The sequence below is a fragment of the Pseudomonas sp. Q1 genome, assembly GCF_009935975.1.
In the GTDB taxonomy this organism is placed as follows: domain Bacteria; phylum Pseudomonadota; class Gammaproteobacteria; order Pseudomonadales; family Pseudomonadaceae; genus Aquipseudomonas; species Aquipseudomonas palleroniana.
This window is the reverse complement of sequence record NZ_QODI01000030.1, coordinates 1-21,959: the sequence shown is the minus strand read 5'-3', so window position 1 is coordinate 21,959 and position 21,959 is coordinate 1. Positions and strand designations below refer to the sequence as shown.

Here is a 21,959-nt window from a genome sequence, read left to right as displayed (position 1 = left end):
GTGTGCTACCAGAAAGCGCTTAAAGCAAATTCTTTGTGTTAAGGTTTTAGCCATGGCGATAAAAGAAGGCCTTCGCCCGGGAGGCCGTAGTGCCCGGGTCCAAGAATCAGTGCACAGCGCTGCCCGTGAATTGCTGGAAGCCCATGAGCGCTCCAGCGTTACCGTGCCGATGATTGCGGCACGGGCAGGCGTCACGCCGTCCACCATTTACCGCCGCTGGGGCGACCTGTCCGCCCTGCTCGCCGATGTGGCACTGGAGCGCCTGCGCCCGGACGGCGAACCTGCCGACACCGGTAGCCTGCGCGGCGACCTGCGCGCCTGGGGCGAACAATACCTGGATGAAATGAGCTCGGAGCTGGGGCGCAATATGATGCGCGACGTGCAGTGCAGTCGCCCAAGGGACTATTGCACCCACATTCTGATGGGCCAGTTGCAGATTATTCTTGATCGGTACCAGGACACCGTCGGTCCGTTACCCACACTGGACAGGTTGCTGAACCTGATTGCCGCGCCAACGGTGTATCGCAGCCTGTTTTCCAGCACGCCACTGCCGGTTGAAGAGCTGCATGAGCTGATCGACTTGGCGCTCAAGGCCTGAAGCCCATCTACACAACCCAATGTGGGAGGGGGCTTGCTCCCGATAGCGGTGGATCAGTCACCTTATTGATTGACTGACACACCGCCATCGGGAGCAAGCCCCCTCCCACATTTTTACAGTGTTCGACCTTACGTACGCATACCGCGCCCGCTCACCAGCAGCCTCGCGCAACCGATGTACAACACCACGGTAGCGATCAGCATAAAGGTGATCGCCACGCTGATCTTGATATCCGATACCCCCAGGATGCCGTAGCGAAAGGCGTTGACCATGTGCAACACCGGGTTGGCCAGCGATACGGTCTGCCAGAACGGCGGCAGCAGGGTAATGGAGTAGAACACACCGCCCAGGTAAGTCAGCGGCGTCAGCACGAAGGTCGGGATGATTGAAATATCATCGAAGTTGCGTGCAAAGACCGCGTTGATAAACCCCAGCAGCGAGAAGATCGTCGCCGTCAGCACCACCACCAACAGGGTGACGCCCAGGTGATGCACTTGCAGATGGGTGAAGAACAACGACAGCAAGGTCACGATCACGCCGACCATCAAGCCACGCAGCACGCCGCCCAGGGTGTAGCCGATCAGGATGGTGTGGGGCGACACCGGCGATACCATCAGTTCTTCGATGGAGCGCTGGAACTTGCTGCCGAAGAAGCTGGAGACCACGTTGCCGTAGGAGTTGGTGATCACCGACATCATGATCAGCCCGGGCACGATGTACTCCATGTAGGTAAAACCGCCCATGTCACCGATCTGGCGACCGATCAGGTTACCGAAGATCACGAAGTACAGGACCATGGTGATCGCCGGCGGCAGCAGGGTTTGCGGCCAGATCCGGGTAAAGCGCTTCACTTCGCGGTAGACGATGGTTTGCAGAGCAACGAGGTTGGGTTGCAGTTCGGAACTCATACCGCCACCTTCGCCAGATTTTTCTCCACCAGGGACACGAACAACTCCTCAAGGCGATTGGTTTTGTTACGCAGGCTCAGCACTTCGATGTTCTGAGTCGCCAACTGGGTGAACAGCGCAGTGATGCCCATGGCCTTGTCCACCTGCACTTCCAGCGTGTGGCCATCGACCAGCCGGCTTGGGTAACCGAGCAACTGCGGCGGCGCCGACAGATTGTTTTTCAGGTCCAGCAGGAAGGTTTCCACATGCAACTGGCCCAGCAGGTTACGCATGCTGGTGTTCTCGACGATGGTGCCGTGGTCGATGATGCCGATATTGCGGCACAGTTGCTCAGCCTCTTCCAGGTAATGGGTGGTGAGGATGATGGTAATGCCCTTCTCGTTCAGCTCGGTCAGGAAGGTCCACATCGAGCGACGCAGTTCGATGTCCACGCCCGCGGTGGGTTCATCGAGGATCAGCAGGCGCGGTTCATGAACCAGCGCACGGGCGATCATCAGGCGACGCTTCATACCCCCGGACAACGAGCGGGACGGCACGTCGCGTTTGTCCCACAAGCCCAGTTGGGTGAGGTACTGCTCGGCGCGCTCCTTGGCGACTTTCGCCGGGATGCCGTAGTAGCCGGCCTGGGTCACGACGATGTCGAAGGTCTTTTCGAACTGGTTGAAATTGAACTCCTGGGGCACCACGCCGATGGCACGCTTGAGCGCCGCAGGGGATTTGTCCAGGTCATGACCAAAGATATTCACGCTGCCGCTGGTCTTGTTGACCAGGGTCGAGAGGATGCCGATGGTCGTGGATTTGCCGGCGCCGTTGGGGCCGAGCAAGGCGAAAAAGTCACCTTCGGCGACGTCCAGATCGATACCACTCAAGGCCTGGAAACCGTTGCCGTAGGTTTTGGTTAGCTGCCGGATGGACAGAGCGGAACTCATATCGGATTACGCACCAAAGAAGGGAATAGACAAGATAGATGAGGGCGCACCGCAGGTAGTTCAACCTGCGATGCACGGGCATGGTGCGTGCCCACGTCGCACAAGTACAGTCACCCGTATTAATAGTAGGTATTAAGTCAACGCAGTCATCACGGCTTTGCGGTACGCCGGGCGTTGCTGCAGGCGCTGGTACCAAGCCTCCAGATGCGGCATTGCAGGACGCTCGATAGGCATTTCGAACCAGGCGTAAATAAAGCAGCCCAGGGGGATATCACCCATGCCGAATGCGTGGCCGGACAAATAAGGCTGCTCGGCCAGGGCTTTGTCCACGGTAGCCAAAGCATCGATACAGGCCTGGCGCCCAGCGTTGATGCTGTCCCAGTTCTGTTTTTCCGCCGGGGTACGCACGATGCCCCAGAACACTGCCTTGAACGGCTCGGCGAGGGTCGAGGTGGTCCAGTCCATCCACTTTTCGGCGTTGGCGCGGGCTTGCACGTCGCTCGGGTAAAACGCCGACGCATGCTTGGCGCACAGGTAACGCACGATGGTGTTGGATTCCCACAGCACAAAATCACCGTCTTCGATCACCGGTACCCGGCCATTGGGATTCATTGCCCGATATTGCGGCGTGTCGACCACGCCAAAAGCCCCGCCCGCATCAATTGCCTCATAGTCCAGGCCGAGTTCCTCGGCGCACCACAGTGCTTTCCTGACGTTTGATGAATTTTTACGACCCCAGATCTTCAGCATGACCGCGCCTTATCGTTGATGAACATGGCTTGATGAATGCAGCAGCATACGCCGGTTCACGCGCGGCTTGAATCGCTGTGCATGTCGCCCAGCAGGGGCGGCATGTCCTCGTTAAACAGGTGTGGGTAGCACTGCTGGATGTGGGCAAAGAAAAACGCTTCGGGCACGTCCGGAAACTGCCCGTGGTCCAGCACATATTCCATCGAGCGTCGGCCCTGACGGTTGAATGCGTGGAAGATGCTGTCGTGAATGCCATCGAACTCCAGCGGCGGTACATCGAACAACTCGCACAGTTGCTGGTTGAACGCCGGCGTGGCCTTGACCCAGCGGCCCCGCAGGTACAACTCGGTGTAGCCATGCATGGCGAATACATCACTCTTGAGCAGCGCGATCAGGCGGGGAGTCGACAGATGATTACGCACATCCGCCAGGCCGATGCGCGCCGGGATACCGCAATGGCGAGCACACGCGGCGAGCAGGGTAGCCTTGGGCACGCAATAGCTCTCGCCGGTGGCCAGGGCGAAGCTGGCTTTCAAGCTGCCGGGATCGCGGCTGAAGGTGTAAGGGTTGTAGCGAATCGCCTCACGCACGGCGTAGTAAAGACTGACTGCCTGGTCACGCGGATCCGCGCTCGGACCCCGATGTTTTTCGGCGAACTCCACCACCGCAGGGTGGTCACTATCGATGAAGCGGCTGGGACGCAGGTACGTATCCATAAGCGTTATCTCCGAGACATGCCTGGAGTTTAACGACAGGTCTGCCCTGGAGATAACGACGATTCGGCCAAATGTCGGCGCCTGGTGATGGTGCTCCCAATACAACTCGTTACACCCTGATCACCGCGCTTTTTCGGATGCCGACTAAGCTCCAAGGTGGTTTCGCCCCTGGTTTCACGGAGGATTGAATATGCTGTTGTTGTGGATACTGGTTCTAGTGCTCGGCATTGCCTACCTGGCACACCGCCGCACCGCGCCCCTGCCCGCCCTGGGCGTGGTCGCCGTCTACCTGCTGGCGATGGGCGCCTGGAGCCACGCGCCGGGCTGGCTGTTGCTGATCTTCTGGGTATTGATCGCGGCAGTCGCCGCCCCCCTGCTGCTGCCCGACCTGCGTCGTCAATACTTCACCAAGCCACTGTTCAACTGGTTCCAGAAAGTCCTGCCACCGATGTCCGAGACCGAGCGCGACGCCATTGACGCCGGCACCGTGTGGTGGGATGGCGAACTGTTCAGCGGCCGCCCCGACTGGGACAAGTTGCTGGCCTACCCCAAGGCCCAACTGACCGAAGAAGAACAAGCGTTTATCGACGGCCCCACCGAAGAACTCTGCGCCATGGTCAGCGACTGGGAAATCGGCCAGGCCATGGACCTGCCGCCCGCCGCCTGGGAGCACATCAAGACCCACGGTTTCTTTGCGCTGATCATTCCCAAGGAGTACGGCGGCAAGGGTTTCTCCGCCTATGCCCATTCCCAGGTGGCGATGAAGCTGGCCACGCGCAGCGGCGACCTGGCCTCGACGGTGATGGTGCCCAACTCCCTCGGCCCGGCTGAACTGCTGCTGCATTACGGCACCGACGAGCAGCGCAACCACTATCTGCCACGCCTGGCCCGTGGCGATGACATCCCCTGCTTCGCCCTCACCGGCCCGCTGGCCGGCTCCGACGCCGGCGCCATGCCCGACACCGGTGTGATCTGCAAGGGAGAATGGGAAGGCAAGGAAACCCTCGGCCTGCGCCTGAACTGGGAAAAACGCTACATCACCCTGGGCCCGGTCGCGACGCTGCTCGGCCTGGCCTTCAAGGCGTATGACCCGGATCATCTGCTGGGCGAAGAAGAAGACCTGGGCATCAGCCTCGCGCTGATCCCCACCGACACCCCCGGCGTCGAAATCGGCCGCCGTCACCTGCCCCTGGGTGCCGCGTTCATGAACGGTCCCAATTCCGGCAAGGATGTGTTCATCCCCCTGGAATACCTCATCGGTGGCCAGGAAATGCTCGGCAAAGGCTGGATGATGCTGATGAACTGCCTGTCGGTTGGCCGTTCGATCTCGCTGCCTGCCGTGGGCACCGGCGCCGCCAAGTTCACCAGCCTGGTGACCGGCCAGTACGCTCAGGTACGTGAGCAGTTCAACGTGCCGCTGTCGGCCTTCGAAGGTATCCAGGAAGCCCTGGCGCGTATCGGCGGTAACGCCTGGCTGATGGACAGCGCACGCATGCTCACCGCCAACGCCGTGGACCTGGGGGAAAAACCTTCGGTGCTGTCGGCGATCCTCAAGTACCACCTCACCGAACGCGGTCGCGAGTGCATCAGCCACGCCATGGACGTGCACGGCGGCAAGGGCATCATCATGGGCCCGAACAACTACCTGGGCCGTAACTGGCAGGGCGCGCCGATCTTCATCACCGTGGAAGGCGCGAATATCCTGTCGCGCAACCTGATGATCTTCGGCCAGGGCGCCATTCGCTGCCATCCGTTCGTGCTCAAGGAAATGGCCCTGGCCGGTCGCGAAGACCATGACCAGGCTCTCAAGGAGTTCGATGGCCTGCTGCTGCAGCACATCGGCTTTGCCGTGAGCAACGCCGCCAGCACGCTGGTACTGAACCTTGGTGTGGGGCATTTCGAGAAGGCCCCGGGCAACCGCTTGAGCCAGGGTTACTTCCGCGCCTTGAACCGCCAGGCCGCCGCGTTCGCCCTGCTCGCCGACTTGAGCATGATGCTGCTCGGCGGCGAGTTGAAACGTCGTGAACGCTTGTCGGCACGCCTGGGCGATGTGCTGAGCCATATGTACCTGGCATCGGCCGCGCTCAAGCGTTATCACGACCTCGATTCGCCGGATCACCTGGAGCCGCTGTTCGCCTGGGCCATGGAAGAAAGCCTCGGCCAGTCGGAGCGCGCACTGGATCAACTGTTGAGCAACTTCCCGAACAAAGTGCTCGGTTGCCTGTTGCGGGTGATCGTGTTCCCGTTCGGGCGTCGCCATACCGGGCCTTCCGATGCGCTGGATGCCGAAGTGGCCGCGGTGATCGGCCGGGCCAAGGGCGACCCGACCCTGGAGGAGTTGCTGGCCGGCTGCTACCGCCCACAATCGGCGGAGGATCCGGTGGGCGCACTGCAACACGCCTACGACCTGCTCGGTGCCGGCCAGCCCTTGCAGAAAAAACTGCACACCGCGCTCAAAAGCGGCCAGGTCAAACCCGCTGCGGGCGAGCATGTCATCGATGCCGCGCTGAACGCAGGCGTCCTTCAGGCCGCCGAAGCGCAGACGCTGCGTGAGGCTGAAGCCGCGCGACGCAAGGTGATCGACGTGGACGATTTCAGCAAGGAAGAGCTGGCCCAGGCTGAGGGTAAAGTCCGCTGAGTCGGGCGGTCATATAATTACGGGCGCTTGAGCTATATACTCTCGCGCCCGTTTTTGCTTTAGAGGACTTATCTCGTGTCCAACGCCGTTGCCGATCATCTCGTCTTGCTCGACCACCTGCGCAGCATCCTGGTTGCCGTCGGCGAAGCCGAACAGGTGCCTGAGGAAAGCCATGCGCTGTTCCTGGAGCGTTTCGACGAACTGCGCGCCCTGCTGCCGGTCGACCCCATCGAAAGCCAGTACCTGGGCCAGGACCTGATGAGTCAGGTCATCCTGCGCTACCCGCAAATTGCCCATCTGGTGCCACGCGACCTGCTGTGGTTCTTCGGCGGCGATTGCCTGCACTTCATGCCCGACGAAGAACTGGACATGTACCAGGCCCTGGAAGAGCGTCGCTATGAGGCCGAACAGAACGACGAACCGTTCGACTGGAACCAGGAAAAGCAGCTGCTTTCCATGCCTCAGGACCAGAGCAAGCACTGATCTTCAGGTGGGAGCGGGCTTGCCCTAATGCCAGTCAGTTAAGAGGACCTGCCACGACCAAACTCTGTAGTGAGCGGGCTTGCCCCGCGCTGGGTGGCGCAGCCGCCCCAACAAAGACGCCACGGTAATTCAGAAGGACCGAGGCGCCCGGGTTTGGGGCGGCTGCGCCACCCAGCGCGGGGCAAGCCCGCTCACTACGGATGATGTGTTCTACATCCACCATTTGACTGACTGGCATTAGGGCTTGCCCGCTCCCACCTTTCGGACCCTGTTCCTACCGTCGACGCAATGTCGGCTCCGTCGCCATGCACTCCACCAGATAATCAATAAACACCCGCAACTTCGGCGGCAGATAGCGCGTCGGCGAATGCAGCAACCACGCCTCGCCGTGGTAGGACGCAATAAAATCCCACTCCGGCAACACCTGCACCAAGCGCCCCGCCTCCAACGCATGTCGCGCAGTGAAGTACGGCAAGCTGCCAATCCCCACATGCTGCAACACGGCGTCCAGACGCACCCCGGTATGGTTCGCCGCGTAGCGCCCACGCACGCCGACGGTCACAGCCTTGCTGCCCTGGCGGAATTTCCAACGGGAATCCCCCGGGGTTTCACCCAGGTAAATGCAACTGTGTTCCAGCAAATCATGGGGGTGCAGCGGCGTCCCCTGCTCAGCCAGATAGTGCGGCGTAGCGCACAATAAATGCTCAATGGGCAACAACTGCCGCCCCACCAGGCCCGGCGGCGGGCTGTCGGTAATGCGGATACTCAGGTCGACGTTGTCATCGATCAGGTCGACATGCCGGTCTTCGAGGATCAACTGCACATCCACCTTGGGGTAGCGCCGCAAAAACTCCGGCATATGTGGGTGCACCACAAACCGCCCCACCGCCTTGGGCACGCTGACCCGCACCAGGCCCTCCGCCTCATGAGTGAATTGGCCGCTGATTTCCATCACCGAACGCGCCGCGCTGACCATCTCCCGGCAGCGCTTGAAAACCTCTTCACCCCCCTCGCTCAAGCGCAACTTGCGCGTGGTACGTTGCAGAAGCCTAGTGGCCAGGGCTTGCTCCAGGCGCGAGATGCTGCGGCTCACCGCCGAGGGTGAAACACTCAGTTGCCGCGCAGCCTCAGAGAAGCTGCCGGTTTCGACCACCTTGACGAAAATCGCCATTTCGCCCAGCAACGGCAAAGGAAGATTGATGCTCATGACGCACAGGTCCATTGATATTTGAACGGATTATCACCCATCCGAGCACTATTTATACTGCTCACAGAACCCTGATGCGGATGTAACCCCATGACCGAGCGCCTATTCTTTACTCACGACCATCTGACAGCCGAACTTGAAGTGCTCGCCTGTACACCGCACGAAGATCAGTTTGCAGTCACCTTGCAATCGACGATTTTTCATCCCCAGGGCGGTGGCCAGCCGCACGACACCGGTTGGCTCGGTGAGAGCGCCGTACTGCGTGTTATCCAGGAAGCCGACCGCCTCGTTCACTACGTCGATAAACCCGTGGCACTGGGAGCCGTCATCGCACGGGTCGACGAACAACGCCGTGCCCTGCACACGCGCCTGCATTCCGCCGGGCATCTGATCGGTAATGCCGGGGAAAGCCTGGGCTGGATGCCGATCAAGGCGCATCACTGGCCGGGTGAAGGCAAAATCACCTTTATCCGCGGGGAGACAGCGCAAGCCATGGATCCCGAGTTGATTCAGCGGCAGATCGAGCAATGGATCGCCGCTGACTATGCCCGTCACATGACGCTGGAAGACGGCACGCGGGAAGTCGGGTTCGGCGAGTTGCCGCCGTATGCCTGTGGCGGCACACATGTGCAATCGCTGAGCGAACTGGGCCAGGTAAAGATCCTGGCCCTGTCGGAAAAGAAAGGCGCGCTGTCGGTACGCTACAGCCTGGATTAAAGCGCAATCGCCCCCGCTCGTCCCGGCTCCACCACAAACGACTTAAGGGTCGAGAGCGTGGCGCTGGGGTCGCGCGGGTCGCTGATCACCCTGAAGTTAGTCACCATCTTCTGCTCTTCCAGCGCCACCGATACGTAGCCACGTTGACGGCTGTCAAAGAACTTCACATGGGGATTGAGCGGCAGGATCTGCGTGAAGGCATCGAACGGTGGACCGTCGGACGTCACTGAGGTGCCGACGAATTCGGTGGCGACAACGGGCGAGTCCGGGTCACTGGCGTCAGCGTGCAGATCCGTGGTCCAGAACGAGTGGATATCGCCGCCCCAAAACACCGGGTTTTTCACCCGTCGGCGTTGAATCGACGCCAACATGCGCTCGCGGTTGGCCATATAGCCGTCCCACCCATCGGTCCAGCGTCCGGGCTTGTGGTTGGTCAGGTCGCGTTGAGTCAGCGGTGCCACCAGCAGGTCCTGGGCGATGACGTTCCACTGCGCCCGCGACTCGGCGAACCCTCGATCCAGCCAGGCTTCCTGCTCCCAACCGAGCATAGTGCGATTGGGTGCGCGCAAGTCCGTGCACGTATTGTCGGCGACATGCCCCTGGTGACTGCCGTTGGCGAGAATGCAGGGCTGTTCCGAGCGGTACTGGCGCCCATCCAGTACATGGAAGCGCGCCAGTCGGCCGTAGTCCAGGCGCCGATAGATGCGCATATCCGGACCTCTGGGCACGCTGCCGGCGCGCAGTGGCATATGCTCGTAAAAGGCTTGGTAGGCCGCCGCCCGTTGTTGCAGGAATTGCCCCACCGGTATTTTCGGGTCCTGGGACCAGCGATTGGCGTAGTCGTTCTGTACCTCGTGGTCATCCCAGGTCGCCACGCTGGGCGCGGCGGCGTGCAAGGCCTGTAGGTCCGGGTCGGTTTTGTACAGCGCGTAGCGGTTGCGGTAATCGCTCAGGCTTACTGCGTTGCCACTGCCGTGGGGGCGAATGATCTTGCCCGAGTCCGGCGCGTAGGAACTGTCGTAGATGTAGTCGCCGAGGAAAAACACCAGGTCCGGTTGCTCGGCCGCGAGGTGGCGGTAGGCGCTGAAATACCCGCGTTCCCAATGCGAGCAAGACACAAACCCCACCCGCGCCGCAGCCATAGCCTGTAAGGGCGGCGCCGTATTCACCCGCCCTACCGGGCTCTGTGCCCCAAGCCCTTCGAACTGGTACCAATACGGCCTGCCCGCTTCCAGCCCCGCGACCTCGACATGCACTGAGTGGGCAAACCGTTCGGTCGCCATCACCTCGCCCTGCTTGACGATGCGCTTCATCGCCGCATCACTGGCCACCCTCCAACGCACCGGCACGGCGCGGCTCAACCCACCGCGTCCATCCACGGCATTGAACACGGGCGCCAGGCGCGTCCAGATCACAAAACCATCCGGCAACGGGTCACCCGATGCCACGCCCAGGGTAAACGGATAGTCCACCCCGGCACTGCGCGCAAAGGGGCTGAGGATCGAAAACGCCGTCGCCACCGCCAGCCCGGAGAGTACCCGGCGGCGGCCATGGTCCACTGCGCCGCTCACAACCGGCGCTCCCAGTCGTCACGCACGGTGGCAAACCCGAGCAAGTCCTCATACACGCCATTTTTGAGAAACGCCTGACGCAGGCAGCCCTCATAGCGCAGTCCAATTTTCTCCATGACCCGCGCCGACTCCTGGTTGCGACCAAAGCACTGGCTGCCCACCCGTTGCAACCCCAGTTCGACGAAGCCGAAGTCGGTCACTGCACTCGCCGCTTCCGCGGCATAACCCTGATTGCGACAGTGCGCCGCCACCCATCCGCCGAGGTGTCCATAGTGATGTCGAGAGTTGATACGCAGGCTGACGATACCGATCAATTCGCCGGTTGCCTGGACATGCATGCCCAGGCTCAGCAACTCGCCGGCACGATATTTTTCTGCGCTCCCGGCAATAAAAAGCTGCGCAGTTTCCAACGTGTAAGGCACTGGAATATTGGCGGTGTTATCCGCGATTTTCGGCCCGTTGGCGAGTGTGGAGAGTATCTCGGCCTGGTCCGGCTCCAGTGCCCGCAGGAGTAAACGCGGCGTGGACAAATGAGGCAGTTCAGTCGACATACGGGGCGGCTCGCGAAATAAATGCACAAGAGTGTATGGCCTTCGTGTCAATTTCATTACGTCACAAAACTGCAAGGTAACTCTTCTGAAAGACTCGTCCTAGAGCCTTCAAACCGTAAATTTTTGTTAACCGTTCGGTCATTTTTGACTGTTAGCGTGTCGCCCCTAATTCAATAACGGGGTAACGGAATGAGAACCTGGGATGAACCCAAGAAACGCAAGGCACACATCGAGTTGATCCCAATGATCGACGTGATGATGTTCCTCCTGGTGTTTTTCGTACTGGTGAGTCTGAACGTGATTCCGGCACTCGGCATGAAGACGCAGTTGCCCAGCGCCAGCAGCTCGCAACAACTCAAGCCGCAGAACAAATTCATCCTGACGCTGGGCCTGGCAGGCCAACTGCAACTCGACGGCAAAGACCTCACGGTCGACGCCTTGGTACCGGCCCTGAAGGCCGCTGAAAAGCCCGATACCAAGTCGACGATCATCGTCAACAGCGACAAAGGCGTCGAGGTTGCGCGCCTGGTGGAAGTGATGGACACCCTGCGCCAGGGTGGCTTTACCTCCGTTTCCATCGCCACGCGTAAGTCCTGACCATGTATGTATTGTTTCGTGCGCGTCAGCTGCTGGGCAGTGTCCCGGCCCTGATCGCCCTGGTGCTGATTGCCTTGGGCATCCAGTCCCAGCCCCTGAAGATCCAGCCTCAGTACGATGAATCGGCGGTCGAGCTTGCCCTGGTCGAGCCGGAGCCCGAGGTGGTGCCTGAACCCGTGGTGGAGCAAGAACCGCCACCACCGGTAATCGAGGATGAAGAAGCCGAACCGGCTCCACCGCCACCACCGCCCAAGCCGCTGCCCAAACCTGAACCCAAGCCCAAGCCGGTGCCCAAACCCAAACCCGTGGTGGCCGCCAAGCCAACGCCCGCACCCGCGCCAGTAGCCCCCGTCGCCGCCAAGCCGGTGCAGGCCGCCGTCGCACCGACACCCGCACCGCCCGCGCCACCGGCACCGCCCAAGGTGGATGGCCAGGCATTGGAAGGGGGTTACCTCAAGGGGCTGCGCAACGAGCTGGACACTTACAAGCAATACCCCACCGGGCGCCAGGCGTCCCTCGAGCGCCCCAGTGGCGAGGTGGTGGTCTGGCTGATGGTGGATCGACAAGGCCGCGTCCTCGACTCCGGGATCCAGACCCCGGCACCGAGCATGCTGCTCAACCGGGCCGCTACCAATAGCCTGCGCCGCATCAAGCAGGTCAAGCCGTTCCCCGAACAAGCCTTCGGTGGACGCAACGAGCAACGCTTCACCGCCACCTTCAACTACAGCGTGCAATAAGCACCCGACACCAGGACGACAGTGATGAGGTTCACACGTATTCATCTGGCACTCGTTGCCGCAACGAGCATGACCCAGGGCTGGGCCATGGCAGCCACCAGCGACAGTGACGTCGGGACGATTGGCGTACAGGGCAAGGCGACCGCTGGGGGCGGTTACATGGTCCCGGAAGAAAGCGCCAAGGGCCGCTCGACCATCACCAAGGAAGCGTTGGACAAGCAAACCGCCACCGGCAACGCCATCGACAAACTCAAGTACACGCCGGGGCTGAACATCTCCAGCGAAGACAACACCGGCCTCTCCGGTTTCCGCTTTACCATGCGCGGCATGAACTCCGACCAGGTGGGCATGTCGGTGGACGGTATGCCGATCAACGACTCCGGCAACTACGCGCTGTACTCCAACCTGCTGGGCGACCCGGAAAACATCGACCAGATCTTCGTCACCCAGGGTTCCTCGGAGGCGGACGGCCCGCATATCGGTTCCAGCGGCGGCAACATCGGCATCGTGACGATCCGCCCGACCAAGGAAACCGGGGCGTTCGTCAAACAGGTCGTGGGCAGCAACGCCACCCGCAAGACCTTCGCCCGCCTCAACACCGGCGAGGTCAACGGCCTGAGCAACTGGCTCTCGGTGTCCCACACCGAAGGCGATATGTGGCGGGGCTCGGGCGCCGTGCGCGCGGACAAAGTGGAGTGGAACAGCTTCTTCGACGCCGGTAACGGCAACACCGCGAACCTGATCCTCAAGTACCACGAGCAGGACAACAACAGTTACAGCCAGCTGACCAAGGCGCAGTTCCAGCAGTACGGCCGCAAATACGACCCGTACGCCGCGACGCCGGCCCTGGGCAGCAACGGCAAGGTCAACAACTACTACGCCCTGGCGCAGAACCCGTTCCAGACCTTTACCGGCGTGCTCAACACCCAGTTCAAGCTGGCCGACAACCTGTCGCTTTCGGTCATCCCGTATTACTACTGGGGTAATGGCAGCGGTGTCGGTTCCTCTTCCTATGCGCTGAACCGTGGCTCCAACCAGGGCGGCGTTTTCGATCTGGGCAACCTGCCAACCGCCGCCCAGTACAATGCCGATGGCTCCTCGACAACCGGCGTCTACTATCGCCCTTCACGCACCCAGACCTGGCGCCCGGGCATCACCACCAAACTGAACTGGGACCTGGGCGACCACAGCCTGCAATTCGGCTACTGGTACGAGCGCGCACGCCAGAGCCAGACCCAACCGTTCATTGCCCTCAAGAACAGCGGCAAGCCAAGCGACACCTGGCCGGATGGAACGTCCGTGGTCGACGCCAACGGCAACACCGTTCAGGGTCGCGACCGCTTCACCGTGACCCCGGCGCAAAAAGTCTGGGCCCAGGACACCTGGTTCATCAATTCGGACTGGACCCTGATAGCCGGCCTTGCCTACATGAACGTCGAGCGCGACGGCACCAACCATGGCAGCCTCACCGAACAACCGGAAAAGCGTAACCAGACCTACAACAAGCTGCTGCCCAACGCGGGCCTGAAATACCAGCTCGATGAACGTGACCAGTTGTTCTACAGCCTGTCGCGCAACATGCGCGTACCGCAGAACTATGTGCTGTACGACAAAGGCGCCGACTCGATCAACTCCAAGCCGGAAACCAGCTGGAACCACGAACTGGGCTGGCGCTACACCGCCGACGACATGACCCTGGCCGCCACCCTGTTCTACATGCAGTTCAAGAACCGCCAGGTCTCGTCCAAGGACGTCAACGGCGACTTCGCCGACATCAACGCCGGTTCCGTCAACAACAAAGGCCTGGAGTTGGAATGGAGCGGCCTGCTGCCTAACCACTTCAACTACTACACCTCCTACACCTACACCAAGGCCGAACAGCAAGATGACCTGACCGTCTACAACGTAGGCAAAGCCATCGTATTGCCCACCAGCGGCAAGCAGTTCGCCAACGTGCCCAAGAACATGCTGGCAGCCAACATCGGTTATGACGATGGGCGCTTCTACGGCACCTTCGGCGGCAAATACACCAGCCAGCTCTATGGCGACCTGACCAACGATGAATCCATCTCCGGCCGCACCGTGTTCAACCTCGGCGCCGGTATCTACCTGCCGGTGGACAAGAAAGTGGTCAAGGACGCGACCCTGCGCCTGAACGTCGACAACCTGTTCGACAAGAAATACCTGGACGGCGTGTACACCACCAAGACCAACTCGGCGAGCTACAGCGGCTTCCGCGATGGCGACCCGGCTTACATCGTGGGCCTGGACCGTACCGTCACGGTTTCCCTGGAAGCGAACTTCTAATTGCGAGGCTACAGATCATGGACATGAACCTGCTTCACGCCATCACCTTTTATGTAATGTACGCCGCCATGGCGATTGCCATCTTTATCACCATCGAACGCGGCATCTACTTCGCCTATGTGCGTCGCCAGGCACGTGCCTTGACCGAAGTGCTCGGTGCCAACGTGCACAGCGAACGCGACCTGCCGCAGGCGCTGACCCGCCGCGCCAGCCTGCCGCTGAACATGGTACTGCCGATCCTGGCACAGAAGGCCGCCCATGGTTCGCGCAAGGACCTGGACGACGAGATCGACACCCAGTACCTCAAGACCCGTGCACCGCTGTCGCGCAGCCTGTGGATCATCGAGACCATCACCACCGCCGCGCCGCTGCTGGGCCTGTTGGGCACCATCCTGGGCATCATCGACACCTTCAAGGCACTGGCCACGGCCGGCGTATCCGACCCGGGTCAGATCTCCGGTGGTATCGGTACGGCCTTGTTCGCCACCGGCCTGGGGATTGCCATTGCGCTGTTCTGCGTGGTGTTCCATAACTTCTTCCAGGACAGCCTGGAGCGCATCAACGATCAGTTGAAGATCCTGCTGATCCGCGCCGCCACCGGCGCCCGTGTCCAGGGTGAAGTCCCGCACCTGGTGCCGACGCCGCTGCACACCCGCACGGCATGACCTTCAGGGCGGGCGCACGATGCGCCCGCCGTTCTTTCTGTTCGATGAGATGCCCATGCACCTATCCATGAAATTGCGTATCGCAGGCCTCGCCGGCGTGCTCCTCAGTCCGCTTGCCCAAGCGGACTTTTCAATTCCGGGGTTTGAACTGGTGCACACCGTACCGGTGGATGCTGCGTTGGGCACGGCTGACCTGCGCCAGCCTGGTCCGGTGTGGATCGAACTGTTCGACGGTGCGACAACGACCATTGATATCGGCCAGTTCTACGCCGCCGACCACCCAGGCTCAGTGATGGACACCGTGATCCAACATCTGGAAGCCGCCGGCAAACGCGGTGTGAAGATTCGCTTCCTGCTTGAAGAAAAAGGCATCAAGTTATCGGAAGCCTCCACGCTGGAACGCTTGCGCGCGATTCCCAACCTGACCTTTCGCGTATTGCCCTACGGGCAAGTGAGCGGCGGCATCATCCACGCCAAATACCTGGTGGTGGACGGTAAACAGGCGTTTGTCGGTAGCCAGAATTTCGATTGGCGTTCACTGGAACATATCCACGAAACCGGCCTGCGCATCAGCGATGCGACCGTGGTGAGCCAGGTCCAGGCGATCTTCAACCAGGACTGGAAAGCCCAGGCCGCCCTCGCCGACCACAAACCCGTGCCCCTGCCGGTCACCGGCCAGGAACCTGCGCGCACCGGCAACTACCTGGTCGCCAGCCCGCAACGCTACAACCCACCGGGCGTGGGCGATTCACAACTGGAGCTGCCACGCCTGCTGAGCGAGGCAAAGAAGGAAGTACGCGTGCAACTGCTGGACTATGCGCCGTTATCCTACGGACCGGATCGCACCCGCCCCTACTACGCCGTGATCGACAACGCCGTACGCGCCGCCGCCGCACGTGGGGTGTCGATCAAATTGATGGTGTCCAACTGGAACACCGACACGCTGGAACTGCCCTATCTCAAAAGCCTGGCCGTATTGCCGAACGTCGAGATCAAGATCGTCACGCTGCCCGAGGCTAAACAAGGCTTTATCCCCTATGCGCGGGTGATCCACAGCAAGACCATGGAGATCGACGGGCAAGTGGCGTGGGTCGGCACGAGCAACTGGCTCGGCGGGTATTTCGACAACTCGCGCAACCTGGAAGTGGTGATGCACGACAATGCGATGGCCAAGCGAATTGGCGAGTTGCATGAGCAGTTGTGGGATGGGCCGTATGCCAAGGCGCTGGAGGTCATGGCTCAGTATCCGGAGCCGCACCCAGGCAAGCCTTGACCTGAAATGTGATTCAACGCCTCCCCCCCTTACGGGAGGGGGCAAGCCCCCTCCCACATTTGAGTCTTTATTGTCCTGACACCTGAGTACGATATTTCCCACACCAAGGCCTCCCTATAGCGACCTTGGTGATGGTAGTGTGTAGAAATGTTTCTGACTTATTGATCAGAAACCTCTTACTCACTATCTGCAAAGGAATGCCTCTGACAATGCACTTTCCACTCAAAAAACTGGTGGCCGCCACCCTGTTCGCAGCCAGCCTCTCGGCAGTCGCCACATCCGCTCTCGCCAACCTCAGCGCCGAACAAAGCGCGACGATCATCAAGCATTTCAACGAAGCGCCGGCCACCGATTTCCGGGGTTTCCTCGGCACCCTGTCCAAGGGCGAGCTGGCGAAAACCGATGATGTCGGCCCGGCCATCGAGACCTTCCTGGGCAACAAACCGCTGAGCGCCGACCAGCAGAACGAAATCAATCGTCTGCTCGGCATTTATACGCGGGTGAAGTACGGCAAGGCCGCCCTGGAAACCCTGCGCGAGCTGGTGGAGATCCCGACGTTCAATGTCGATGGCCTGCCGCAGTACAAGAACCCGGAATTCCTCAAGATCGCCGACAAGATCCAAAGCCTGGCCAAAGCGTTCAATCTGAATTTCCGCAACGTCGACAACCGCGTCTATGAAATCACCCTGGAAGGCAGCGGTGACGAAGTGGTGGGCATCCACGCCCACGCCGACGTGGTGCCCGTAACGCCGGAAAACTGGGTGCTCAAGGACGGCACCAAACTCGATCCGTTCAAGGTCACGCTGATCGGCGACCGCATGTATGGACGTGGCACCGAGGATGACAAGAACGGCATCGTCGTGGCCATGTACGCTATGAAAGTGATCAAGGAAGAAAAACTGCCGCTGGCGCGCAACTTCAAGTTGCTGGTGGACACGACTGAAGAAACCTCCGGCGATGCGATCCCGTACTACTTCGAACACAACCCGGTTCCGCAATACAACCTGGCGCTGGATGGCGGCTACCCGGTGGTGATTGCCGAGAAAGGCTACGGCACGGTGATGGCGACCTTCCCGGTGCGCAAAGGTGAAGGCAAAGGCGCCGAGATCATTTCGATGACCGGTGGCATGGCCACCAACCAGATTCCTTCGGTATCGGTGGCCACTCTGGTCAGCGACAAGCCGGCTGAACTGGCGGCCAGCCTGGAAAAAGCCGGCGTTGAATACGCCAAGCAGAATGGCGGCGACTTCGAGGTGGCGGCCAAAGTGGTCGGCAACGAGGTCAAGCTGACGGTGACCGGCGTGTCCGCTCACTCCTCTGAACCGGAATCCGGTGTGAACCCGGTGGCGCGCATGCTGGTGCTGATCCACAGCCTGGACGGCAAGATTGCCCTCAAACACAACCACATCACCGACGCCGCGCGATATGCCGCCGACAACTGGGGCCTGGATTACCTGGGCGGCAAATTGGGCGTGGGCTTCTCCGACGCTTTCATGGGGCCGCTGACCACCTCGCTGACCTTTGTCGGCCAGGATGCCAAAGCCTTCAAACTGGCGGTGAACCTGCGCGTGCCGAAGGGCAAGACACCGGAAGTGCTCAAGGCCGAAATCGCCGACAAGCTCAGCGCCTGGGACAAGCAATCCAAGGTCAAGGTGGACTTTACCTACTCGGTGGCCGAGCCGATGTACCGCAACCCTGAAGGCGAATGGGTGAAAGCCCTGCTCGCCGTGGCCAGCGAAAACCTGGGCATGGAACACAAGTTCGGCACTTCGGCCGGCGCGACCTCCGTGCACGAATTGCCCAATGGCGTGCAATTCGGCCTGGCGCGCCCGGAAGTCAAATACACCGGGCACACGGACGGCGAGTTCAAGAGCGTCGACCAGTTCCTGCTCGACCTGCAGATCGTCACCGAAATGATGGGCCGCGTCGGGCAACTGCCCAAGCTCTGAGGCGATTTGAGCCCGCCGCAACGGCGGGCTCAACGCATCAGGATATCTTCGAAGAAGCCACCGATTGGCAGCACGGGGTGACAAAGCTGGATCTCCAGCACCCACACCATTTCGCTGGGGGTGATAGCCAAGTCAGCCAATTCCTTGTTCCCGAACAATGCATGGGGAAAATCCGCAATGCGGTGGCCTGCAAGGTTGCGTGACAGCCGCCAGCCTTTGTCCACGGCGCGGCGTTCGGCAAAGTCATACAGTTCACAGCCGGTCATGCCTCGCAGCCAGGCTTCGCGGGTTTCATCGAAGACTTCATGCAAAACCTTGCGGCACTCCAGGTGCAACGGCGCCTCGCCGAAGACAAAGGTATCGCCGTAGTCGCCTTCATAGCCGTCCCAGACCGGGCCAAGGTCCACCACCACGATGTCGCTGGGGCGCAATGTGCGCAGCGGGTCGATGCCCTCCCGGGATGGGCGCACCGTATCATCGCCAAAGCGGATGTAGGTGGGGTGCCAGGTATGTGAGGCACCCATGGCCTGCAGTTGCTGGGCGGCCATTTCGAGGGCGGCGCCCGTGGTCATGCCCACCTTCAGTTGACTGGCGATCGCGGCCAGTGCACGCACGCTTTTCTCACGTGCCGCGAGCATGCCGTCGAGGGAATAGCGCGGCCCGACTTTTTCCCAGGTTTGATCCAGGTTGTCGAGCAGCGTATCGGCGCCGGACTGGCCACTGGGCACAAAGGCCTCTGCGATAAACCGATGGGCCGACAAGCCCGCGTCCAGGCAAGCTGCACGCGCCTGGTTGATCATTACGCTGTTGCCGCAGGCATACACCTGAGCCGCCTCCCAGGCGTGCCCATGGCTCAGCGCAACCTCCTGCACCCTGCCCTCGGTTGCCAGTACCGGGTGCCAATGAAAATTCGCAGAGTCGATGACCGCCTGATCCAGGAATGCGCGGTCGTAGAAATCTGCCGCCTGTGCGCCGCCCCAGTAAAACGTCACCGGCACATCCTGTTGCAGGGCGGTCAGCAGGATCGGCTTGATACCCGCGTAGCCGGTGCCCGTGGCGAACAAGACCACAGGCGCAGCGGCATTGTCCTGCCAGGTACAGGCACCAAAAGGCCCTTCCAACGGCAACAGATCGCCGGCCTCGAGGTCATCCAGAAGCGTCTCGGAAAACAGCCCACCGCGCACCCGGCGAATCTGAAACACCAGGCGCCCATCGCCTTCGGCCGGCAGGTTGGCGATCGAGAAGCAGCGCGAGTCACCGCCGACCAGACGGAATTTGAGGTACTGGCCCGGCCGCACGGCCAATGGCTTATCCGGTATCAGGACCAACTCCGTGATATCGGCGCTGAGTGCGCGCTTGCCCAGCACCGTCGCCTCGACAACCAGCGCGGGCGTGTCCAGCGACCAGCCGGGAATTTCCAGGCGCATATCGGCGCACGCGTGGCTTTGGCACAACAGCATTTCATTGGCCGCCAAGGGGAAGCATGGCGCAGGGGCGCCGGGCGCCAGTGACTTGGCCCGATAGTGCCCCGCAGTGACGATGACCTTGCAGGATCCGCACGCGCCGCGACGGCAGGAAAACGGTACGGACAGGCCGCTGGCGAGCATCGCGTCCAGCAATAGCTCGTCACCGGCTTCAAAGGTTTCCCCCGAGGGGGCGAGTTCGATGACATGGCGTGTATTCATAAAGACCTCGGGGTAAGTGAGGCTTGATTGTTGCGCTAGACTAGGCCCATTAGAAACCTCCAGTTTTGGATACTTCAGATGGTCCAGATGCGTAAATGGCGCCCGTTGCTCAAGTTGGATGAGAACACCCGCCAAGCCTCCTATCGCAAGATCGCCGAGGGCCTGGTGGCTGCGATCGTCGACGGGCGCCTGTCACCGGGCACGCTGCTGCCGGGTACGCGAGAAATGGCGCAGTTGCTCGACGTCAACCGCAAGACGGTCATCCTGGCCTATGAAGAAGCCCTGACCAAAGGCTGGCTGATCAGCGAGCCGCGACGTGGGACGTTCGTCAATACGCAACTGGCGCCCACGCCAACGCCTCGCGGCGCACAACAGTCTTTTGCCCCGCCATTGCTGGAACAAGCGAACGTCGCGTACTTCACCCAGAACGCCCAGGTGATCGCCCTGCAACATCGGCACGACGCGCTGTTTTTCGATAACGGCGCCTGCGACCACCGCTTGCTGCCCCAGGCCGTGCTGCATCGCTACTACCGCAACGCGCTGCGCAACAGCTTTACGTCCAACTGCGTGCGTTATGGTAGCGAAGGCACCGGCTATGAATTGCGTTGCGCATTGGCGCAGATGTTGCGCAATAACCGTGGGTTGGCCGTCAACGCCGAGAATATCTGCCTGACCCCAGGCACTCAGGTATCGCTGTTCCTGACCGCCGGCCTGCTGATCCAACCGGGTGACGTGGTGCTGGTAGAACGCTTGAGCTATCCCCCCGCGTGGGAAATCTTCCGCAAGCTCGGTGCGCAACTGGTCATGGTCGATATGGACGACGAAGGCTGCCGAACGGACCACATCGAGCGGTTATGCCACATGCACAACGTGAGGATGATTTACCTCACGCCGCACCATCAATTCCCCACCACCGTGAGCCTGCATGCAGCACGTCGACAACAGCTGCTGGCACTGGCGGCGCAGCACAATTTCTGCGTGATCGAAGAAGACTACGACCACGAATACCATTTCAACGGGCGGCCGTACTTGCCGTTGGCCAGTGATCACGCACAACGTCATGTGATCTATATTGGCTCGTTATCCAAAGCGTTGGGCGCAACCTTTCGTTGCAGCTACGTCGTCGCCCCCGCCAGCGTGATTGAAGTGCTGCAGAGGAGCGCGGCATTGGTGGTGGGAGACAGCGACGCGGTCGCGCAGAAGATGCTGGCCGACCTGATCAACCAGGGCGAATTGAAGAAACACCTGCGCCGCGTTTCAAAAGAATACGCCGCGCGTCGGGAGGTGCTGCAGAGCTGCCTGCAGGAGGCATTTGGCGACCGTATCCGGGTACGCGAGCCGGAGGGTGGCCTCGCGCTCTGGGTGCGGTTCGAGGATGACACCGACGTCGATCAACGGGTCAACGCCGCCCAGGACCAGGGCATCGTGGTGCGTAGCGCCCGTCAGTTTTCGCCGATGAACCTGCCGGAAAATGCCCTGCGCCTGGGTTTTGCCTCACTGGATCGGGATGAGATCCGTCAAGCCACGCAGCGACTGGCAAGGGTGCTTAACGCGCACAAATAAAAACGCCGATCATTGCTGATCGGCGTTTTCATTGAATATGGAGCGGGAAACGAGACTCGAACTCGCGACCCCGACCTTGGCAAGGTCGTGCTCTACCAACTGAGCTATTCCCGCA

General features: G+C 60.9%; 19 protein-coding genes and 1 tRNA gene. 11 read left to right on the top strand and 9 right to left on the bottom strand.

The genetic code is table 11. From position 1 onward, the window contains the following. The first annotated feature begins 52 nt into the window (after positions 1–52). Positions 53–598: a TetR/AcrR family transcriptional regulator gene (locus tag DK870_RS28600; RefSeq protein ID WP_161550366.1), complete on the top strand. Its 546-nt coding sequence runs from the start codon at positions 53–55 to the stop codon at positions 596–598. Between the two features lie 128 nt (positions 599–726). On the opposite strand, the gene DK870_RS28595 is transcribed toward DK870_RS28600, so the two are convergent. From DK870_RS28595 to DK870_RS28580, 4 genes are all read right to left on the bottom strand, one after another. Continuing rightward, positions 727–1,506 carry an ABC transporter permease gene (locus DK870_RS28595; protein ID WP_060756954.1) on the bottom strand — a complete coding sequence of 260 codons (780 nt, stop codon included), beginning with the start codon at positions 1,504–1,506 and terminating at the stop codon, positions 727–729. After that, a complete protein-coding gene (locus DK870_RS28590) occupies positions 1,503–2,435 on the bottom strand; it encodes an ABC transporter ATP-binding protein (protein ID WP_060756953.1) in 933 nt (310 codons plus the stop codon). The genes DK870_RS28595 and DK870_RS28590 overlap by 4 nt, the downstream gene beginning before the upstream one ends. Positions 2,436–2,567: 132 nt before the next feature. Next, a complete protein-coding gene (locus tag DK870_RS28585) occupies positions 2,568–3,185 on the bottom strand; it encodes a glutathione S-transferase family protein (protein WP_104995951.1) in 618 nt (205 codons plus the stop codon). Positions 3,186–3,241: 56 nt separating this feature from the next. Continuing rightward, entirely contained in the window at positions 3,242–3,901 is a 660-nt protein-coding gene (locus DK870_RS28580; protein WP_161550365.1) for a transglutaminase family protein, read from the bottom strand. Between the two features lie 190 nt (positions 3,902–4,091). On the opposite strand from DK870_RS28580, the gene DK870_RS28575 reads away from it, so the two are divergent. Further along, on the top strand, positions 4,092–6,539 hold the full coding sequence (locus tag DK870_RS28575) for an acyl-CoA dehydrogenase (RefSeq protein ID WP_161550364.1): 2,448 nt from the start codon (positions 4,092–4,094) through the stop codon (positions 6,537–6,539). A 75-nt stretch (positions 6,540–6,614) separates the two neighbouring features. After that, positions 6,615–7,022, top strand: a complete 408-nt coding sequence (locus tag DK870_RS28570; protein ID WP_060756949.1) for a PA2817 family protein — start codon at positions 6,615–6,617, stop codon at positions 7,020–7,022. Positions 7,023–7,296: 274 nt separating this feature from the next. Here the strand turns inward: DK870_RS28570 and DK870_RS28565 are convergent, their stop codons facing one another. Then, positions 7,297–8,229 carry a LysR family transcriptional regulator gene (locus DK870_RS28565; protein WP_090365903.1) on the bottom strand — a complete coding sequence of 311 codons (933 nt, stop codon included), beginning with the start codon at positions 8,227–8,229 and terminating at the stop codon, positions 7,297–7,299. A 90-nt stretch (positions 8,230–8,319) separates the two neighbouring features. Here DK870_RS28565 and DK870_RS28560 point away from each other — a divergent pair, with 90 nt between their 5' ends. Continuing rightward, positions 8,320–8,946, top strand: coding sequence for a hypothetical protein (locus DK870_RS28560; protein ID WP_104995949.1), 627 nt, complete (start codon positions 8,320–8,322; stop codon positions 8,944–8,946). Here DK870_RS28560 and DK870_RS28555 read toward each other — a convergent pair. Continuing rightward, a complete protein-coding gene (locus DK870_RS28555) occupies positions 8,943–10,517 on the bottom strand; it encodes an alkaline phosphatase D family protein (protein WP_161550363.1) in 1,575 nt (524 codons plus the stop codon). The two genes, DK870_RS28560 and DK870_RS28555, sit on opposite strands and share 4 nt — an antisense overlap. Further along, positions 10,514–11,068 (bottom strand): GNAT family N-acetyltransferase, encoded by a 555-nt coding sequence (locus DK870_RS28550; protein WP_090365907.1) that lies wholly within the window; start codon positions 11,066–11,068, stop codon positions 10,514–10,516. The genes DK870_RS28555 and DK870_RS28550 overlap by 4 nt, the downstream gene beginning before the upstream one ends. A gap of 189 nt (positions 11,069–11,257) precedes the next feature. On the opposite strand from DK870_RS28550, the gene DK870_RS28545 reads away from it, so the two are divergent. The 6 genes from DK870_RS28545 (at position 11,258) to DK870_RS28520 (ending at position 18,596) form a co-directional block, all read left to right on the top strand. After that, the gene (locus DK870_RS28545; RefSeq protein ID WP_060757004.1) at positions 11,258–11,665 is read left to right on the top strand and encodes a biopolymer transporter ExbD; all 408 of its coding nucleotides are present in this window, start codon (positions 11,258–11,260) and stop codon (positions 11,663–11,665) included. A gap of 2 nt (positions 11,666–11,667) precedes the next feature. Continuing rightward, positions 11,668–12,402: an energy transducer TonB gene (locus DK870_RS28540; protein WP_161550362.1), complete on the top strand. Its 735-nt coding sequence runs from the start codon at positions 11,668–11,670 to the stop codon at positions 12,400–12,402. A gap of 24 nt (positions 12,403–12,426) precedes the next feature. Continuing rightward, on the top strand, positions 12,427–14,709 hold the full coding sequence (locus DK870_RS28535; protein WP_161550361.1) for a TonB-dependent receptor: 2,283 nt from the start codon (positions 12,427–12,429) through the stop codon (positions 14,707–14,709). A gap of 17 nt (positions 14,710–14,726) precedes the next feature. Further along, positions 14,727–15,374, top strand: coding sequence for a MotA/TolQ/ExbB proton channel family protein (locus DK870_RS28530; protein ID WP_060757007.1), 648 nt, complete (start codon positions 14,727–14,729; stop codon positions 15,372–15,374). A 55-nt stretch (positions 15,375–15,429) separates the two neighbouring features. Then, on the top strand, positions 15,430–16,647 hold the full coding sequence (locus DK870_RS28525) for a phospholipase D-like domain-containing protein (protein WP_161550360.1): 1,218 nt from the start codon (positions 15,430–15,432) through the stop codon (positions 16,645–16,647). Between the two features lie 209 nt (positions 16,648–16,856). Beyond that, positions 16,857–18,596, top strand: a complete 1,740-nt coding sequence (locus tag DK870_RS28520) for a dipeptidase (RefSeq protein WP_161550359.1) — start codon at positions 16,857–16,859, stop codon at positions 18,594–18,596. A 29-nt stretch (positions 18,597–18,625) separates the two neighbouring features. Here DK870_RS28520 and DK870_RS28515 read toward each other — a convergent pair whose 3' ends face one another. Further along, a complete protein-coding gene (locus DK870_RS28515) occupies positions 18,626–20,281 on the bottom strand; it encodes a M24 family metallopeptidase (protein ID WP_161550358.1) in 1,656 nt (551 codons plus the stop codon). Between the two features lie 78 nt (positions 20,282–20,359). Here DK870_RS28515 and DK870_RS28510 point away from each other — a divergent pair, with 78 nt between their 5' ends. Further along, on the top strand, positions 20,360–21,844 hold the full coding sequence (locus DK870_RS28510) for a PLP-dependent aminotransferase family protein (RefSeq protein ID WP_161550357.1): 1,485 nt from the start codon (positions 20,360–20,362) through the stop codon (positions 21,842–21,844). Positions 21,845–21,882: 38 nt separating this feature from the next. On the opposite strand, the gene DK870_RS28505 is transcribed toward DK870_RS28510, so the two are convergent. Beyond that, positions 21,883–21,958, bottom strand: a tRNA-Gly gene (locus DK870_RS28505). Position 21,959 lies beyond the last annotated feature (1 nt).

Excerpts from the sequence above, each read along its gene's own strand:
- DK870_RS28600 (WP_161550366.1), top strand. The coding sequence starts at position 53 with ATGGCGATAAAAGAAGGCCTTCGCCCGGGAGGCCGTAGTGCCCGGGTC.
- DK870_RS28595 (WP_060756954.1), bottom strand. The coding sequence starts at position 1,506 with ATGAGTTCCGAACTGCAACCCAACCTCGTTGCTCTGCAAACCATCGTC.
- DK870_RS28590 (WP_060756953.1), bottom strand. The coding sequence starts at position 2,435 with ATGAGTTCCGCTCTGTCCATCCGGCAGCTAACCAAAACCTACGGCAAC.
- DK870_RS28585 (WP_104995951.1), bottom strand. The coding sequence starts at position 3,185 with ATGCTGAAGATCTGGGGTCGTAAAAATTCATCAAACGTCAGGAAAGCA.
- DK870_RS28580 (WP_161550365.1), bottom strand. The coding sequence starts at position 3,901 with ATGGATACGTACCTGCGTCCCAGCCGCTTCATCGATAGTGACCACCCT.
- DK870_RS28575 (WP_161550364.1), top strand. The coding sequence starts at position 4,092 with ATGCTGTTGTTGTGGATACTGGTTCTAGTGCTCGGCATTGCCTACCTG.
- DK870_RS28565 (WP_090365903.1), bottom strand. The coding sequence starts at position 8,229 with ATGAGCATCAATCTTCCTTTGCCGTTGCTGGGCGAAATGGCGATTTTC.
- DK870_RS28560 (WP_104995949.1), top strand. The coding sequence starts at position 8,320 with ATGACCGAGCGCCTATTCTTTACTCACGACCATCTGACAGCCGAACTT.
- DK870_RS28550 (WP_090365907.1), bottom strand. The coding sequence starts at position 11,068 with ATGTCGACTGAACTGCCTCATTTGTCCACGCCGCGTTTACTCCTGCGG.
- DK870_RS28545 (WP_060757004.1), top strand. The coding sequence starts at position 11,258 with ATGAGAACCTGGGATGAACCCAAGAAACGCAAGGCACACATCGAGTTG.
- DK870_RS28540 (WP_161550362.1), top strand. The coding sequence starts at position 11,668 with ATGTATGTATTGTTTCGTGCGCGTCAGCTGCTGGGCAGTGTCCCGGCC.
- DK870_RS28535 (WP_161550361.1), top strand. The coding sequence starts at position 12,427 with ATGAGGTTCACACGTATTCATCTGGCACTCGTTGCCGCAACGAGCATG.
- DK870_RS28530 (WP_060757007.1), top strand. The coding sequence starts at position 14,727 with ATGGACATGAACCTGCTTCACGCCATCACCTTTTATGTAATGTACGCC.
- DK870_RS28525 (WP_161550360.1), top strand. The coding sequence starts at position 15,430 with ATGCACCTATCCATGAAATTGCGTATCGCAGGCCTCGCCGGCGTGCTC.
- DK870_RS28520 (WP_161550359.1), top strand. The coding sequence starts at position 16,857 with ATGCACTTTCCACTCAAAAAACTGGTGGCCGCCACCCTGTTCGCAGCC.
- DK870_RS28515 (WP_161550358.1), bottom strand. The coding sequence starts at position 20,281 with ATGAATACACGCCATGTCATCGAACTCGCCCCCTCGGGGGAAACCTTT.
- DK870_RS28510 (WP_161550357.1), top strand. The coding sequence starts at position 20,360 with ATGGTCCAGATGCGTAAATGGCGCCCGTTGCTCAAGTTGGATGAGAAC.